The 15,134-nt window shown below is 65.8% G+C and carries 14 protein-coding genes; 9 read left to right on the top strand and 5 right to left on the bottom strand.

Features of this window, described 5'->3' with window-relative positions; translation table 11 throughout:
• Nucleotides 1–95: 95 nt before the first annotated feature.
• The gene (locus C0R07_RS13455) at nucleotides 96–986 is read right to left on the bottom strand and encodes a LysR family transcriptional regulator (RefSeq protein ID WP_070473895.1); all 891 of its coding nucleotides are present in this window, start codon (nucleotides 984–986) and stop codon (nucleotides 96–98) included.
• Between the two features lie 112 nt (nucleotides 987–1,098).
• Between C0R07_RS13455 and C0R07_RS13450 the strand changes: the two genes are divergently transcribed.
• The 6 genes from C0R07_RS13450 (at nucleotide 1,099) to C0R07_RS13420 (ending at nucleotide 6,433) form a co-directional block, all read left to right on the top strand.
• On the top strand, nucleotides 1,099–2,157 hold the full coding sequence (locus C0R07_RS13450) for an alpha/beta hydrolase (protein WP_102789132.1): 1,059 nt from the start codon (nucleotides 1,099–1,101) through the stop codon (nucleotides 2,155–2,157).
• Nucleotides 2,154–3,362 carry an MFS transporter gene (locus C0R07_RS13445; RefSeq protein ID WP_070473891.1) on the top strand — a complete coding sequence of 403 codons (1,209 nt, stop codon included), beginning with the start codon at nucleotides 2,154–2,156 and terminating at the stop codon, nucleotides 3,360–3,362. The genes C0R07_RS13450 and C0R07_RS13445 overlap by 4 nt, the downstream gene beginning before the upstream one ends.
• A gap of 137 nt (nucleotides 3,363–3,499) precedes the next feature.
• Nucleotides 3,500–3,847, top strand: coding sequence for a cyclophilin-like fold protein (locus tag C0R07_RS13440; protein WP_102789131.1), 348 nt, complete (start codon nucleotides 3,500–3,502; stop codon nucleotides 3,845–3,847).
• Between the two features lie 158 nt (nucleotides 3,848–4,005).
• Entirely contained in the window at nucleotides 4,006–4,674 is a 669-nt protein-coding gene (locus tag C0R07_RS13430) for a carboxymuconolactone decarboxylase family protein (protein WP_102789130.1), read from the top strand.
• Nucleotides 4,675–4,723: 49 nt separating this feature from the next.
• The gene (locus C0R07_RS13425) at nucleotides 4,724–5,101 is read left to right on the top strand and encodes a putative quinol monooxygenase (RefSeq protein ID WP_202803186.1); all 378 of its coding nucleotides are present in this window, start codon (nucleotides 4,724–4,726) and stop codon (nucleotides 5,099–5,101) included.
• A 651-nt stretch (nucleotides 5,102–5,752) separates the two neighbouring features.
• The gene (locus C0R07_RS13420) at nucleotides 5,753–6,433 is read left to right on the top strand and encodes a DJ-1/PfpI family protein (protein ID WP_254427848.1); all 681 of its coding nucleotides are present in this window, start codon (nucleotides 5,753–5,755) and stop codon (nucleotides 6,431–6,433) included.
• Here the strand turns inward: C0R07_RS13420 and C0R07_RS13415 are convergent.
• The 3 genes from C0R07_RS13415 to C0R07_RS13405 form a co-directional block, all read right to left on the bottom strand.
• Nucleotides 6,390–7,526: a PepSY-associated TM helix domain-containing protein gene (locus C0R07_RS13415; protein ID WP_070473878.1), complete on the bottom strand. Its 1,137-nt coding sequence runs from the start codon at nucleotides 7,524–7,526 to the stop codon at nucleotides 6,390–6,392. The two genes, C0R07_RS13420 and C0R07_RS13415, sit on opposite strands and share 44 nt — an antisense overlap.
• 141 nt (nucleotides 7,527–7,667) lie before the next feature.
• The gene (locus C0R07_RS13410) at nucleotides 7,668–9,038 is read right to left on the bottom strand and encodes a sensor histidine kinase (RefSeq protein ID WP_102789128.1); all 1,371 of its coding nucleotides are present in this window, start codon (nucleotides 9,036–9,038) and stop codon (nucleotides 7,668–7,670) included.
• On the bottom strand, nucleotides 9,031–9,714 hold the full coding sequence (locus C0R07_RS13405) for a response regulator transcription factor (RefSeq protein WP_019185373.1): 684 nt from the start codon (nucleotides 9,712–9,714) through the stop codon (nucleotides 9,031–9,033). Before C0R07_RS13405 ends, C0R07_RS13410 begins: the two co-directional genes overlap by 8 nt.
• A 177-nt stretch (nucleotides 9,715–9,891) precedes the next feature.
• Here C0R07_RS13405 and C0R07_RS13400 point away from each other — a divergent pair, with 177 nt between their 5' ends.
• The 3 genes from C0R07_RS13400 (at nucleotide 9,892) to C0R07_RS13390 (ending at nucleotide 14,549) form a co-directional block, all read left to right on the top strand.
• Nucleotides 9,892–11,097 carry an efflux RND transporter periplasmic adaptor subunit gene (locus C0R07_RS13400; RefSeq protein WP_051010540.1) on the top strand — a complete coding sequence of 402 codons (1,206 nt, stop codon included), beginning with the start codon at nucleotides 9,892–9,894 and terminating at the stop codon, nucleotides 11,095–11,097.
• 7 nt (nucleotides 11,098–11,104) lie between these two features.
• Complete coding sequence (locus C0R07_RS13395) at nucleotides 11,105–14,218, top strand: efflux RND transporter permease subunit (RefSeq protein ID WP_019185375.1); 3,114 nt, start codon at nucleotides 11,105–11,107, stop codon at nucleotides 14,216–14,218.
• A 112-nt stretch (nucleotides 14,219–14,330) separates the two neighbouring features.
• Nucleotides 14,331–14,549, top strand: coding sequence for a hypothetical protein (locus C0R07_RS13390; protein ID WP_235319017.1), 219 nt, complete (start codon nucleotides 14,331–14,333; stop codon nucleotides 14,547–14,549).
• Here C0R07_RS13390 and C0R07_RS13385 read toward each other — a convergent pair.
• Complete coding sequence (locus tag C0R07_RS13385) at nucleotides 14,546–14,956, bottom strand: GFA family protein (RefSeq protein ID WP_019185377.1); 411 nt, start codon at nucleotides 14,954–14,956, stop codon at nucleotides 14,546–14,548. The genes C0R07_RS13390 and C0R07_RS13385 overlap by 4 nt on opposite strands.
• Nucleotides 14,957–15,134: the final 178 nt, after the last annotated feature.

Below are 15,134 nucleotides of genomic sequence, written 5' to 3'. Positions count from 1 at the left end.
GTGGAGCCCAGAACTTCTCGCCGACCAGCAGGTAGCGCCACTGCCCGGGCGGTATCGACACACTGGGCGATTCAATCCGAGCTTTCTGCTCCTCCTCATTCCAGCCTCAGCCACCCAACCAGCGCCGTAAATGCGGGCGAGGGCTGCCGGCGGTTTGGGTAGTAAAGGTGGTAGCCGGGGAAGGGTAAGCACCACTTATCGAGCACGGCAACCAGCCTGCCCGCCGCGATATGCTCGGCGACCATCGGCTCGGGCGCATAGGCCAAACCCAGGCCGTCCATGGCGGCATTGATGACGTGGGTCATGCTGTTGAAGACCAACGGTCCATCGCCGCGCACCGTGAACTCCTTGCCCTTCTCCTCAAACTCCCACGCGTAAATTGCACCGTTTGGGCGATGCCGGATGTGTACGCAACGATGTCGGGTGATGTCGGCGGGCTTCCTGGGCTTGGGATGTTTCTGGAAGTAGCCGGGGGATCCAACCACCACCAGCCGCCAATCCGGTCCGACCCTGACAGCGATCATGTCCTTGCTCAGCGCTTCCCCGAGCCGGATGCCAGCGTCGAAACGCTGCTCCACCACGTTGGTAAAGCCGTAATCCACGTAGAACTCAAGCGTGATGTCCGGGTACTCGGCCAGGAACCCGGCAAGCCGTGGTCGGATGATGGTCTCCATCGAATCATCCGTGCAGGAGATCCGTAGCGTTCCCGCCGGCCGGTCGCGCAGGTCCCCCAATGCTTCCACGCTGGCACCGATAGCCTCGAAGTGCGGTGCGATGGAGCGCATAAGGCGCTCGCCGGCTTCAGTGGGGGAAACGTTGCGGGTGGTGCGGGCCAGCAGGCGAATGCCCAGGCGCTCTTCCAGCAACCGCATCGAATGGCTCAGCGCAGAGGGCGTCACCCCAAGGCGAACGGCGGCCTTGGTGAAGCTCTGCTCCTGGGCCACCACCAGAAAGGCTTGCAGATCATTGGTCTTCACGGCGCTCATGGACCAATTGTGAGCTCAACTCAACAATGCATCAACTTTCAGCCGGCTTATCGCAGTAGCGGGCGGAGCCTATCGTGGCGACCTCAGTCCCCCCAACCGAGGCCGCACTCGCATGAAACCGACCACGTTGCTGCTGGCGCTGCTTGCCAGCTACGTACTTCCGCTTCCCGCCATGGCTGCCGAAACGCCTGGGGCAGCCCGTCCGGCCGGGGCAGACAACTTCTACCGCAGCCCCACGGTCACGGGTGAGCGCGTCAGCTTCCACAACCAGTACCAGATGGAAGTGGTAGGCACGCTGTACCGCCCTCATGGCTTGCCTCGCGGCGGCCGCGCGCCCGCCGTGGTGGTTGGCCACCCGATGGGCGCGGTGAAGGAGCAGAGCTCGCAGCTCTACGCGCAGAAGCTGGCCGAACAGGGCTTCGTTACGCTGGCGATCGATCTTTCCTTCTGGGGAGAGAGCGGCGGCGCCCCGCGGCACATGGTGGCGCCGGAAATCTATTCAGACGACATCAGTGCGGCCGTCGACTTCCTGAGTACGCAGGCCTATGTGGACCCGGATCGGATTGGCGGCCTGGGCATCTGTGGCAGCGGCAGCTTTGTGATCAGCGCCGCCAAGATCGACCCGCGCATCAAGGCCATTGCTACGGTGAGCATGTACGACATGGGTGCGGCGGCACGGCAGGGGCTGAACAACGGGCAATCGCTGGAGCAGCGCAAGACGATGATCCAGTCCGCAACGGGCCAGCGCCTGGCAGAGTTCAAGGGCGGGGCGGCAGTGTACGTGCCAGGCACGGTGAACAAACTCGATGCTGACACCCCTGCCATCCAACGCGAGTTTTTCGACTTCTACCGTACCCCGCGCGGCGCCTACACGCCAAAGGGCGATACGGCAGAGCTGACGACCCAGCCGCTCTTCAGCAGCTTGGTCAAATTCATGAACTTCTATCCCTTCAATGACATCGAGACCATCTCACCCCGGCCGATGCTGTTCGTCTCCGGCGACGCCGCACATTCACGCGAGTTCAGCGAAGACGCATACCAAAGGGCCGGCCAACCGAAGGAACTCTACTGGGTGAAGGGTGCGGGTCACGTGGACCTGTATGACCGCGCCAACCTGATTCCCTTCGAGAAACTGACGACGTTCTTCCAGCGCGGCCTGGCCGGGAAATGAGCCGCACACACGCGATTGCAGATCGCGCCAACTGGGGGGGCGTGCTCGCGATGACGTTGTGCGTCTTCGCGTTGATAGCCTCGGAATTCATGCCGGTGAGCCTGCTTACTCCCTTGGCGGCAGATCTGGGCGTGACCGAAGGGCTTGCCGGGTACGGCATTGCCATTTCGGGAGCCTTTGCGGTGCTGACCAGCCTGTTGATCTCCCGGTTGGCGGGCAACATGAATCGACGAACGTTGCTGCTGATCCTCACCGCATTGATGGCAGTGTCGGGTGTGGTGGTGGCCCTGGCTCCGAACTATCCGGTCTACATGATGGGGCGTGCACTGATCGGCGTGGTGATCGGTGGGTTCTGGTCACTGTCTGCCGCAACGGCAATGCGGCTGGTTCCGGCTGCGAAGATTCCGCGAGCCTTGGCGATATTCAATAGCGGCAACGCGCTTGCAACGGTAGTTGCGGCGCCATTGGGCAGCTACCTGGGCGGCATGATCGGATGGCGCGGCGCTTTCTTGTGCCTTCTGCCGGTGGCTGCCATAGCTCTCGCATGGCAGTGGGTTTGTCTGCCCTCCATGCCCGCGGAGAGCGGGCAGTCACAAGGCGGCTTGGTCGCGCTGTTCCGGCGGCGTGTGGTGGCACTTGGCATGCTTGCCTGCGGTGCCTTCTTCATGGGGCAATTTGCCCTGTTCACCTACGTGCGGCCGTTCCTGGAGCGGGTGACCAGTGCAGGAGCGTCTGCTGTACCACTGGTGCTGCTGGCCATCGGCATAAGTGGCTTCGTGGGCACGCTCGTCATTGGCGCGTTCATCAGGCGTGGGCTTTACCGAACGCTGGTGACCATTCCAGCCTTGATGGCGCTCATTGCTGTGGCCTTGGTTCCACTGGGGCACCAGCTTTGGCCGACCGCCGCACTGCTCTCGGCATGGGGCCTGCTGGCAACGGCCGCGCCGGTGGGCTGGTGGAGCTGGCTGGCCCGCACTTTCACCAACAACGCAGAGGCCGGCGGCGGGCTGATGGTGGCGGTGGTGCAGTGCTCCATCGCACTTGGCTCGACCGTGGGCGGACTGCTGTTTGACAGTCTCGGCTTTGCCAGTACGTTCCTGGCCAGTGCTGGCCTGTTGCTGTGCGCCGCGCTGCTCGCTTATGCCACGGCGTCCGACCGGGCGACCACGCCCGGGCCGGTGGTCGCTGTGGAGGCACGGGGCTGATGAGGCGCGTTACGTCGTTCACAGGAAAGCTACTTTGCCTCCTGCTTGCATTCGGGGGAATAGCGGCATGCTCTGCCGAGCCCGCTCATCACGCCATTGCAGCCAGGAAGGTAGAGTCAAACCCGGAAGTTCATTCCATGAAGATTCGACTGATCATCAACGATCAGGTGCTGTCGGCCACCATGGAAGACAGTATCCCGGCGCGCGAGTTCATCGCCCAGTTGCCGCTGACGCTGCAGCTTGAGGACTACGCCGCGAACGAGAGAATCGCGCAGCTTCCGCGCCGTCTCAGTGTGGCGGGTGAGCCGGAGGGATTCACGCCGGCGGCGGGCGACATCGCCTTTTATGCGCCGTGGGGAAATCTGGCGATTTTCCACAGGCCATTTGCGTACTCGAAGGGTTTGATCCGACTGGGTCGAATCGAAGGAGGACTGCAGGTCCTTCGCACGGAAGGTCCGCTCGCGGTTCGGATTGAGTCCGAGTAGCCGTTGGTTGCATGCCCAACCACACCACAAATGGGTGAGCTACATGGAAATCAAACGCCATGGCGCCCAAGCGTCCATCAAAGGATCGACGGACTGGTTTACGGGCACGGTCCGCATCGATCCGCTCAATGCCGCCTTTCGCACACGAAGGAGAAGCTATGAACGTCAACTCAGACGGGGGTCCTACCACCGAACTGGATTCCCGCCAGCAAGCCATCATTCCGATCAGCGCCTCCGCAGCTGCCGGCAACATGGATAGCCTTCGGGAGGCGCTGAATCAAGGCTTGGACGCGGGGCTGAGTCTTGCCGAAGCGCGAGAAATCCTCGTGCAGGTTTACGCCTATGCGGGCTTTCCGCGCAGCCTGAACGCGTTGACCGGACTGATGAAGGTGGCGGAGGCGCGCAGGCAGAGGGGCATCCAGGATGAAGCTGGCCGCGAACCTGCCAAGCCGATCCCCAAGGGCGCCGCGTTGCTCGCTGCAGGCACCGCGAATCAGACCAAGCTGGCTGGTGGTCCGGTCTCAGGGCCATTGTTCGATTTCGCACCGCAGGCAAACGACTATCTGCGTACGCACCTGTTTGGCGACATCTTCGAGCGCGACAACCTGGATTGGCAGAGCCGTGAGTTGGCCACGGTCAGCATGCTGGCGGCGATGTCCGGGGTGGGCCCTCAGTTGCAGTCTCACATAGGCATGAGCATGAACATCGGACTGCGGCCAGAGCATTTGTACCAGCTGGCTGATGTGCTCGAAGCGCACGTCGGCGTGGAGGCCGCGGAACGTGTTCGCGTCGGCATTCAAACTCAGCTGGAAGTGCGGAAAGAATGATGCCTGCGCGAAAGACTTCTTTACTGTCATGCGCACCTGGGAGACCCAAGTGAACAAGATCATCATGGCCACGTTGTTCAGTATGTTGGCGTGCTCCTTCCGTGTTGGAGCGGAGGAGGCACAGATGACACGACTATCAAAGATCACCGTTGATGCAGACCATCTGCCCGCCTATCGAGACGAGTTGGCGGAAGAAGTTCGCGCCTCAATGGCGCTTGAGCCAGGCGTGCTGTCGTTGTATGCGGTTTTTGACAAGGAAGATCCTACTCGGCTGACGATCCTTGAAATCTATGCGAGTCGTGAGGCTTACGAGCAGCATCTGAAGAGTCCGCACTTCCTCAAGTACAAGAACGGGACGCTGCACATGGTCAAGTCCCTGGAGCTGGTTGATGTTGACGCTCTTCTGCCGGAGCTGAAGATCAAGTAGCAGTGAGCCTGGCTGGACGGACACGTCGGCCCGTCAGCTCGGCATTCACAGATGTGCTGACAGTGTTCGGAGTCCGCTTTTGGTCAGGAGCAGACGCGTACGGAGATTTTGCAAAGAGCACCTGGCCAAGGCGACCTCGGTCTGCAGGAGCGGGAAGATCCGCTCGATGACCCGACGGATCGCAATGGATTTTGGCCACTGAGGAGATCGCGCTGCACCGCTGTCCCTCGGCCTGCATGAGCAGGAAGGAAGGTTGGTGGTCACCTGCGCTGCTTGGCCTTGCTGCGGATGTCACGGCGCCAAAGCTTCACTATCTCAGCGCTGTGCACCCACGCTGCGCGTGAGCCGGACCTGCTCAAGGCGGACTTCGCGGCAGGCATCGAAGCGTAGCTGGCGGTCTCTCCTCAACCGGAAGGACAGGGTCATGGCAGGAAATGACGCAACCGCGACATTGTTGCCGTGGCGCAGGGAGCAAAGAATGCACGCACATCACTTACCTATGGCAGCACCATGGTATCTCGCACTTTCCCTGGACGCGGTCTGCATGCCGCGTGGGCTGTATCTGTGGTGCTGGCCGGATGTGCAGGGCCGCCAGCCAGAACGACGCGACCCGCCGAGCAAGCGTCGAGTGCCTCTTCCACCCAGGAGTCGGTGATCCCCGCCTATCGTCCAAGGCCCGGCCGCGCCCGGGCCGTGATCGCGGTAGTGGGGGAAAACATCGGCGTGGAGGTCAGCGACTTCCTGGTGCCGTTCGCGATCCTGTCCCGTACCGGCACCCTCGATGTGTCCGCGGTGACGCTCGACTCGGGGCCGCTGTCCACATTTACCGACCTCGGGCGGCCACGGTTCCGGATCGCGACGGACACCACGGTGGCGCAGTTCGATGTGATCCATCCAGAGGGGGCCGACTACATCATCGTGCCCGCGCAGGCCGCTACGCCGCGCCTCATCGCGTGGCTGAAGCGGCAGTCCGGCCAAGGGGCGACGATCGTCACCATCTGCAACGGTGCCCTTGTCGCCGCGCAGATGGGGACGTTCGATGGGCGGCGCGCCACAGCGCATTGGTCGACCGCTGCGACGCGGGGAAAGCAGTACCCCGGGATACGCTGGTTGCCGAATCGACGGTATGTTGCCGATGGAAACTGCGCGATCAACGCGGTGAACACGAGCCAGGAGATGAGGTCCAACAGCCCGTCGCCGATCAGCGCGCTGACCAGGCCGACCACACTGGCCAGTGCAATCCACGCCGGGGCGATGAAGGGGCTGCGCGGTGGTTTCAGCGGTGCGCTCATGCGGCACCCCCATGCTGCGCGGCGCGCTCGATCTCGGTGACGCGTGCGTCGGTACTGCCACGCTTCACCCACAGATACAGGCCGCTGATCAGCACCGCGATGGTGAGCAGGTCCAGCAGGGCCCACAAAACCTTCAGCGGCAGCTTGCCGTAGTCGCCGAAATGCAGCGGCTGGCTCAGCAGCAACACGCTCATGTAGGCCGGCAACTGCGGTTGCGCGGTGAGCTCGCCGGTCTTGGCATCGATCAGCACCGGGCGGTACAGGCGCTCGGTGAGGGCGGTGTTGCCCTGCATGAACACGCCATAGTGGTGTTCACCGCTGTAGCCGGTACCGGGGAAGCTGACGAAGGCCGGGCGCATGCCGGGCTCGGCGGCACGTGCGGTGTCCACGGCGGCCTGCAGCGAGGCCAGCGTGGCCGGCCGTGGCTGGCCAGCATAGCGGGCCGCGAACTCGCCGAGCTGCTCGCTCTGCCAGGCCTGTTCCAGCGGCTTGGCGATGGTGTTGATGGCGCCGGTGACGCCCACCACCAGTGCCCAGCCAAGGGTGACCACGCCCAACACGTTGTGCAGGTCCAGCCAGGCCAACCGGCGGTTGCGACCGGTGCGCAGCGTGCCGAAGCGCTGCTTGCGCATGAACGGGCCATACAACACCAGGCCGGAGATGATCGCCACCGCGAACAGCAGCCCCATCGCGCCCATGAACAACATGCCGGGCAGGCCGAGGAACAGATCGGTGTGCAACCGGTACAGGAAGTACATCACGCCTTCGTTGAACTGCGCGGCTGGCAGCACCTCGCCGGTGGTCGCGTGCAGCAGCGCGGTGTGCATCTGCGGTGGCGGGGTGTCCGGACGTGCACCGGTGTTGACGTACACGGTGGGTGCGTCCGGATCCCAGCCGACGAACAGCGGCACATCGCCGGGATACTGCGCCAGTGCGGTGCGCACCTGCGCGTCCAGATCACGCGGCGTGGCATCGGCCGCCGTGGTGACCACCTCTGGCTCGCTGAGGTGGGCGATCTCCTCGCCGAACACCAGCGGCAGGCCGGTCAGACACAGCAGCAACAGGAACAGGGTACAGACCAGGCTGGTCCACTTGTGGATCAGGAACCAGGCTTTGATGGTGGCACGTTGCATGAAGGCTCTCGGGCGATGGCTGGAGGCACGCGGTGTTGCGACCGGCGGGCAGGTCGCGACGGATTATCCGGATGCCGGGTGGGAATACAAAAGAGCCTCCCCCCAGACCGGCCAGACCGGCCAGACGCGATGCGCCCTCGTTCAGCGAAGGCCCTCGGCCGCACAGCGGATGCTCAACCACGCCCCGCCCCCGGGGGCATCCCCGGCGCGGACCCGGAAGCCGTGCAGGCCGGCAATCGCGGCCACGATCGACAGCCCCAACCCGAACCCCTCGGTGGACTCGCCGCCACTGCCGCCGCGGAAGAAGCGCTGGTAGATCAGGGTGCGGTCCTGCGGTGGAATGCCCGGTCCATTGTCGATCACATCGATCCGCGGTGTGCCGCGGTCGTCCACCGCGCGCAGCACGATCCGGCCTTGGGTGGGGGTGAAGTGCAGCGCGTTGGAGAGCAGGTTGGCCAATGCTTCGAACAGCAGCTCGCGGTCGCCCCACAACGTGCCCACCTGCGGGTCGATCTCCAGCAGCAGCTGCTGGTCCTTCTCCTCGGCCAGCGGCAGGTAGAACGCATGCAGCTCCCGCAGCAGCTCGCCCGCATCCAGTTCGACGAAGGCGGAGCGGCGCTGGTGGCTTTCCAGTTCGGAAATGCGCAGCAGCGCCCCGAAGCGGGCCATCAGCCGGTCGGTTTCGTCCAGCGCCTTGTCCAGCTGCGCCGCGCGCGGGTCATCTTCCTCCAGCCCGACACGGGTGCGGTACAGATGCGCGCGCAGGCGGGTGAGCGGGGTACGCAGATCGTGCGCGATGCTGTCGCACACGCCTTTGACTTCGGTCATCAGCTGCTCGATGCGTTCGAGCATGGCGTTGACGATGCTCGACAGGCGGTCGATCTCATCCGGGCGCCCGGACACCGGCAGGCGCTGGCCGAGATCGCCGGCGATGATCCGCTTGGTCGCGGCCTCTATCTCCTGGATCCGCTTCAACGGGCGCCGGCGCAGGATGTGCCAGCCGGCCAGGCCGGGAATGATGGTCAGCGAAACGCCCCACAGCAGTGCATCGAGGATGATGCTGTTGACCGCGGTGAGCTTGCCGCTCTGGCGCACGAACACCAGCAGCCGGCCATCCTGGGTTTCCACCCCGAGCGCGCGCCCGGGGGCATTGATCGGGCCGCTGCGCAATGACCAGCTATCCACTGCCTGGGCATGTCCATCCATGCGCAGGTCGCCGGGAATCGCCAGCAGCGGGCCGGCCAGCGGCTCCCCGGCGCGGCTGAAGATGCCATAGGCATACGCCCCGTGCAGGTCGTAGCGCAGGCTTTCGCGCAGCGCATCGTCCAGCGCCTGGCCGTTGAACTTCTCGAACAGGTGGGCGCGCTGCTGCAGGCCGGATTCGGCGAGGTCGTTGAGATAGTCCGAGACGCGCCAGTACATCACGCCCAGCAGCACGCTGGACCAGGCGACGAACAGCACGCAGTACAGCCCAAGCAGCCGGCTGCTGGAGGAACGCCAGTGATCAGACATGGTCGTCCAGGACATACCCGGTGCCACGCACGGTACGGATCGGCTGGGCACGGCCCGGCTGGTCGATGCGCTTGCGCAGGCGCCCGATGTGGACGTCGATCAGGTTGGTGCCGGGATCGAAGTGATAGCCCCACACCTCCTGGAACAACATGGTGCGGGTGACCACCTGGCCGGCGTTGCGCACCAGGAACTCCAGCAGTTTGAACTCGGTCGGCAGCAGGGGGATCTCCTCGCCGGCGCGGCGCGCGGTGCGGGTCATCAGGTCCAGCTCCAGATCGCCGGCACGCAGCTGGTTGCCGGTCACGGCGGGCTGGCCGTGGCGACGGATCAGCACCTCCACGCGGGCCGCCATTTCGTCCGAGGCGAAGGGTTTGGTCAGGTAGTCATCGCCGCCGGCGCGCAGGCCACGGACCCGCTCATCCACGTCGGAAAGGGCACTGATCATCAGTACCGGGGTGGTGATGCCCTGGCGGCGCAGGGAGGTGACCAGGGCCAGGCCATCGATGCCCGGCAGCATGCGGTCCAGGGTGATCACGGCGTAGTCCCCGCGGGCGGCCATCGCCAGGCCGTCCTCGCCGTTGCCCACCCGGTCCACCTCGAAGCCGTGGCTGCGCAGTTCCGTAGCGATTTCCTCGGCGGTGACGAGGTCGTCCTCGATAGTGAGTACGCGCGGCATGGGCCACTTTGACGATTGGGACGGGTGCATCGTCGCAACCCCCTGTGGGGACTGCAAATGAAAAATGTTTCATGCGGTTTTCGCCGGATCCTCGCCCGGGTTCTCCTATATTCGCCCCGAGCAGTGGCCCTGCCATCCGGGCCGCCTGCCCCGTTCTCGCCTGGAATCCCGCCCCCCATGACCGACCCGCTCCCGTCCTCCCCGGCTTCTGGCCCGTTGCCCGGCCCCTGGCGTCTGACGCTGCTGGGGTTGGCGGCGGCGTTGGCGCTGGGCGCCTGCAGCAAGCAGACGCCCAAGGCGCCCGGCGCGGCGCCGGAGGTGACGGTACTGACCCTGCAGGCCCAATCGCTGGCGCTGGCCCAGGAGCTTCCCGGTCGGACCGTGGCGTCGCAGGAATCGGAGGTGCGCCCGCAGGTCTCCGGGGTCTTGCAGGCCCGGTTGTTCGAGCAGGGCGAGAGGGTGAAGGCCGGGCAGCCGCTGTTCCAGATCGAACCGGCGCTGTACCAGGCCGCGGTGAACGAAGCGCAGGCCAACGTGCGCACCGCGCAGGCCACTGCGGTGGCGGCACGGCTGCGTGCCCAGCGCATGCAGCAGCTGGGCGCGGGCCAGCTGGCAGCGCAGCAGGATGTGGATGACGCGGTGGCCACCCACCAGCAGGCGGAGGCGGCGGTGCAAGCGGCGCAGGCAGTGCGCGATACCGCACGTACCAACCTGGGCTTCGCCCGGGTGACCGCGCCGATCAGCGGGCGGATCGGCCGCGCGCTGTTCACCCCGGGCGCGCTGGTGACCGATGGCCAGGCCGAGCCGCTGGCGCGGATCCAGCAGGTGGACCCGATGAACGTGGATATCACCCAGTCCAGCAACGAATACCTGGCGCTGCGCCGGGCGATCGCCGCCGGTGGCGTGGAGGCGACCCGCGCGCCGGTGCAGCTCAAGCTCTCCGATGGCACCGCCTACCCGCTGGCCGGCACGCTGGAATTCGCCGACATCGATGTCGATCAGGAAACCGGCAGCATTACCCTGCGTGCGCAGTTCCCGAATCCACAGGGACAGCTGCTGCCCGGCATGTACGTGCGCGCCCAGGTCGGGCAGGGCACGCGCCAGCAGGCCTTGCTGGTACCGCAGGCAGCGGTGGACCGCAGCCCGAAGGGCGAGGCGCTGGCGTGGGTGGTGGGGGCGGATGGCCGCGTGCATCAACGCACCTTCACCACGGCGCGTGCGGTGGGCGACCAGTGGCTGGTGCTCGAGGGCCTGCGTGCCGGTGAGCAGGTCGTGCTCAGTGGCCGCCAGGGGCTGAGCGAAGGCGCCACGGTACGCATCAAGCCCGCCACCGCAGCCGCACCGGCCCCGGCGCCTGCCGCCGCGCCGGCCGGCGAAGGCTGAGCGGCCGATGCTGCCGCGCTTTTTCATCCACCGCCCGGTCTTCGCCTGGGTCCTGGCCATCTGCATCATGGCGCTGGGCACCATCGCGGTGACCCAGCTGCCGGTGGAGCAGTACCCGGACATCGCGCCACCGCAGGTCAACATCACCGCCAACTACACCGGCGCCTCGGCACAGACAGTGGAAGACAGCGTCACCCAGGTGATCGAGCAGCAGATCAAGGGCATCGACCACCTGTTGTATTTCTCTTCCACCAGTTCGTCTTCGGGCCAGGCGCGGATCACGGTCACCTTCGACCAGCGCGCCAACCCGGACATTGCCCAGGTGCAGGTGCAGAACAGCGTCAACCAGGCGATCAACCGGCTGCCGCAGGAAGTGCAGCAGCAGGGCGTGACCGTGGCCAAATCGCAGGGCGATTCGCTGATGGTGGTGTCGCTGTATGACACCCACCGGCGCATGGAACGGGTGGACGTCTCCGATTTCCTGGTCAGCAATGTGCAGGACCCGATCAGCCGCATCCCCGGCGTGGGCGAAATCAACGTGTTCGGCTCGCCCTATGCGATGCGCATCTGGCTGGACCCGCACAAGCTGCGCGCGTTCGATCTGATGCCCTCGGATGTGCGTGCCGCGATCCAGGCGCAGAACACCCAGGTCACCGCCGGTGAACTGGGCGCATTGCCGACCGGGCCGGAGCAGGCGCTCAACGCGACCGTGACCGCACAGTCGCGGTTGCAGACCGCCGAGCAGTTCCGCGCGATCATCCTGCGCACCCTGCCCAGCGGCGCGGCCGTGCACCTGGGCGATGTGGCGCGGGTGGAGATCGGCGCGGAAAACTACCAGACCAGCAGCTTCCTCAACGGCTATCCCGCGGCCGGTTTCTCGGTGACGCTGGCCTCCGGCGCCAACGCGCTGGAAACCGCCGATGCGGTGCGCGCGGAGATCGAGCGCCTGCGTCCCAGCTTCCCGCCGGGGCTGGAAGTGGCCTACCCGCGCGACAGCACGCCCTTCGTGCGGGTCTCCATCGAGGGCGTCATCCACACCCTGATCGAGGCGATCGTGCTGGTCGTGGCGGTGATGTTCCTGTTCCTGCAGAACCTGCGCGCCACCCTGATCCCGGCGATTACCGTACCGGTGGTCCTGCTGGGCACGTTCGGCGTGCTGGCGGTGGCCGGGTTCACCATCAACACCTTGACCCTGTTCGCGATGGTGCTGGCGATCGGCCTGCTGGTGGACGATGCGATCGTGGTGGTGGAGAACGTCGAACGCATCATCCACGAGGAACACCTGCCGCCGCGCGAGGCGACCGAAAAATCGATGGGCGAGATCACCGGTGCGCTGGTCGGCATCACCGTGGTGCTCGGCGCGGTGTTCCTGCCGATGGCCTTGTTCGGCGGTTCCACCGGCATCATCTACCGGCAGTTCTCGATCACGATCGCCTCGGCGATGGCGCTGTCGGCGCTGGTCGCGCTGACGCTGACCCCGGCGCTGTGCGCGACCCTGCTCAAGCCGTCCAGCGCGCAGAAGCCGCCGGGCCGTTTCTTTGCCTGGTTCAACCGCGGCGTGGAGCGCAGCCAGAACGGGTATCGCGGCAAGCTGGGCGGGATCGTGGCGCATCCGCGGCGCTGGATGGCCTTCTATGTGCTGCTGGTGATCGGGGTGGTCGCGTTGTACGCGCGCATGCCGACCGGCTTCCTGCCGGTGGAAGACCAGGGCCAGGTGACGTTCCAGTTCTCCACGCCCGAAGGCACGCCGATGGCGCGCACCGAGGCGCTGGGCGAACAGATCAGCCGCTATTTCATGGAGCATGAAAAAGACAGCCTGGACGTGGTGTTCGTGGTGGTCGGCCGCAACAACGCCGGCACCGGCCAGAACGCCGGGCAGGGGTTCATGGCGCTCAAGCCGTGGTCCGAGCGCGACGCCGAGCACAGCGCCGGGGCCATCATTGCCCGTGCCAACGCGCACTTCCGCAACCTGCCCGATGCGAAGGTCAACGTGCTGGCGCCACCGGCGGTGCGTGGGCTGGGGCAGTCCAGCGGGTTCGAGTTGTGGCTGCAGGACAACAGCGCGGCCGGGCGTCCGGCGCTGCAGGCGGCGCAGGAAAAGGTGGTGCAGGCCGCCAGCGATGACGACCGGCTCACCTCGGTGCGGTTGAATGGCCTTGGCGACAAGGCCGAGCTGCATCTGGACATCGACCAGGCGCAGGCCAGTGCGCTGGGCCTGGCCCAGGCGGACATCAATTCAACGCTGTCTTCTGCGTGGGGCGGCACCTACGTCAACGACTTCCTCGACCGCGGCCGGGTCAAGCGCGTGTACGTGCAGGGCGACCAGCCCTACCGCAGCGTGCCCGATGACATCGGCCAATGGTATGTGCGCGGCAGCAACGGGCAGATGGCCTCGTTCGCCAGTTTCGCCAGCAGCCACTGGTCGCGCGGGCCCCAGCTGCAGCAGCGCTTCAACGGCCTGCCGGCGATGCAGATCCAGGGCAGTGCCGCCGAAGGGCGCAGCTCGGGCGAGGCGATGCAGACGATGCAGTCCCTGGTGGCCGATCAGCCCGGGTTCGCGTTGCAGTGGAGCGGACTGTCCTACCAGGAACAGCTGTCCAGCAACCAGACGTTGTGGCTGTATGCGGCCTCCATCGCCTTCATCTTCCTGTGCCTGGCCGCGCTCTACGAGAGCTGGACCGTGCCGGTGGCGGTGATGCTGGTGATCCCGCTGGGCGTGATCGGCACGGTGATCGCCACCACCGCGGCGGGCTTCGTCAACGACATCTACTTCCAGGTGGGGCTGCTGACCACGATCGGTCTGTCGGCCAAGAACGCGATCCTGATCGTGGAATTCGCCGAGGCCGAGTACCGCGCGGGCAGTTCAGCGGTGGATGCGGCGCTGAAGGGCGCCCGCCTGCGCCTGCGGCCGATCGTGATGACCTCGCTGGCGTTCGTGGCCGGCGTGATCCCGCTGGCCCTGGCCACCGGCGCTGGCGCCGTGAGCCGGCGCGAGATCGGCGTCAGCGTGATCGGCGGGATGCTCTCCGGCACGTTGCTGGCGATCGTGCTGGTGCCGCTGTTCTTCGTGCTGGTGCGGCGGCTGGGCAAGCCCCGCCCGGATAGGGCGGCAGAACACTGAATGGCGGGGCGCCCCGGATCCCGGATTTCATCTTCTTGACCCATTCCGTTCACGGTCTCCATGCCGGCGGGCCATTAGCGTAGATCGTCCCCACACCGCTTGGAGACATGCCATGAATCCCCTGCAGACGGTCGCTCGGACCATGCGAAACGGGTTGGAAGAAGTGGCGGCCCTGCTGGTCGGCCAGCGCGCGGAGTCGCTGCGCCAGGACGATACCGCCGCGCCCGGGGTGGGCATCCCGATGCCGCGCCGGATGCCGCTCAAGCGCCCGCTGCTGCATGGGCGCAAGGGCATGGCCCCGTGGCAGAAGATCGGCCCGGGCCGTCGCTAAACGCGGTTGGCATCGGCGGGGTGGTTGACCCCGTCATTCACCGGCACCTGTCCGATATCGAACGGATTGACGCCGTCCAGGCAGCCGACGTTGTAGCCATATTCATCCGGTGAAGAACGTCGCTGATGGTGCGTGTAGATGCCGCACACGCTGCAGAAGTGGTGGCGGGCGACGTGCGTGTTGAACTGATACAGCCGCAGTTCGTCCTGCCCCTGCACGATCTCCAGATCCGCCAGCTTCGCCGAGGCCACGATCGCGCCGCGGCGCCTGCACATCGAACAATCGCAGCGGCGGGGCGAGACCACGCCGTCCGGCAGGTGCAGGCGCAGCACGACGGCCCCGCAATGGCAGCGCAGCAGATGGTGGCGCTGGATGGGCACCCCCCCGATGGTGGTCAGTCCCTGCATGGGTGGCACGTCCCTGGTAGCCAATGAGTAGCCCCAGTATGCGATCGCGCGGGGCGGCCAGGCCAGGCCCTGACGGCGTCGGGGGTGAACGCCGGGTCGAAGCTGAACAGGCTCGACATGCGGCGAACACAGGGGTTATGGCTAACTAGCGCCCCGGACAGACGACGGATCGATGCGT

It is taken from the genome of Stenotrophomonas bentonitica, from assembly GCF_002887735.1.
In the GTDB taxonomy this organism is placed as follows: domain Bacteria; phylum Pseudomonadota; class Gammaproteobacteria; order Xanthomonadales; family Xanthomonadaceae; genus Stenotrophomonas; species Stenotrophomonas bentonitica_A.
The sequence above is the reverse complement of the archived record's forward strand: the minus strand, read 5'-3'. Positions and strand labels throughout refer to the sequence as shown.

Coding starts and splice junctions, on each gene's coding strand:
- C0R07_RS13455 (WP_070473895.1), bottom strand. CDS start 986: ATGAGCGCCGTGAAGACCAATGATCTGCAAGCCTTTCTGGTGGTGGCC.
- C0R07_RS13450 (WP_102789132.1), top strand. CDS start 1,099: ATGAAACCGACCACGTTGCTGCTGGCGCTGCTTGCCAGCTACGTACTT.
- C0R07_RS13400 (WP_051010540.1), top strand. CDS start 9,892: ATGACCGACCCGCTCCCGTCCTCCCCGGCTTCTGGCCCGTTGCCCGGC.
- C0R07_RS13415 (WP_070473878.1), bottom strand. CDS start 7,526: ATGCAACGTGCCACCATCAAAGCCTGGTTCCTGATCCACAAGTGGACC.
- C0R07_RS13440 (WP_102789131.1), top strand. CDS start 3,500: ATGAAGATTCGACTGATCATCAACGATCAGGTGCTGTCGGCCACCATG.
- C0R07_RS13445 (WP_070473891.1), top strand. CDS start 2,154: ATGAGCCGCACACACGCGATTGCAGATCGCGCCAACTGGGGGGGCGTG.
- C0R07_RS13405 (WP_019185373.1), bottom strand. CDS start 9,714: ATGCCGCGCGTACTCACTATCGAGGACGACCTCGTCACCGCCGAGGAA.
- C0R07_RS13385 (WP_019185377.1), bottom strand. CDS start 14,956: ATGCAGGGACTGACCACCATCGGGGGGGTGCCCATCCAGCGCCACCAT.
- C0R07_RS13410 (WP_102789128.1), bottom strand. CDS start 9,038: ATGTCTGATCACTGGCGTTCCTCCAGCAGCCGGCTGCTTGGGCTGTAC.
- C0R07_RS13395 (WP_019185375.1), top strand. CDS start 11,105: ATGCTGCCGCGCTTTTTCATCCACCGCCCGGTCTTCGCCTGGGTCCTG.
- C0R07_RS13430 (WP_102789130.1), top strand. CDS start 4,006: ATGAACGTCAACTCAGACGGGGGTCCTACCACCGAACTGGATTCCCGC.
- C0R07_RS13390 (WP_235319017.1), top strand. CDS start 14,331: ATGAATCCCCTGCAGACGGTCGCTCGGACCATGCGAAACGGGTTGGAA.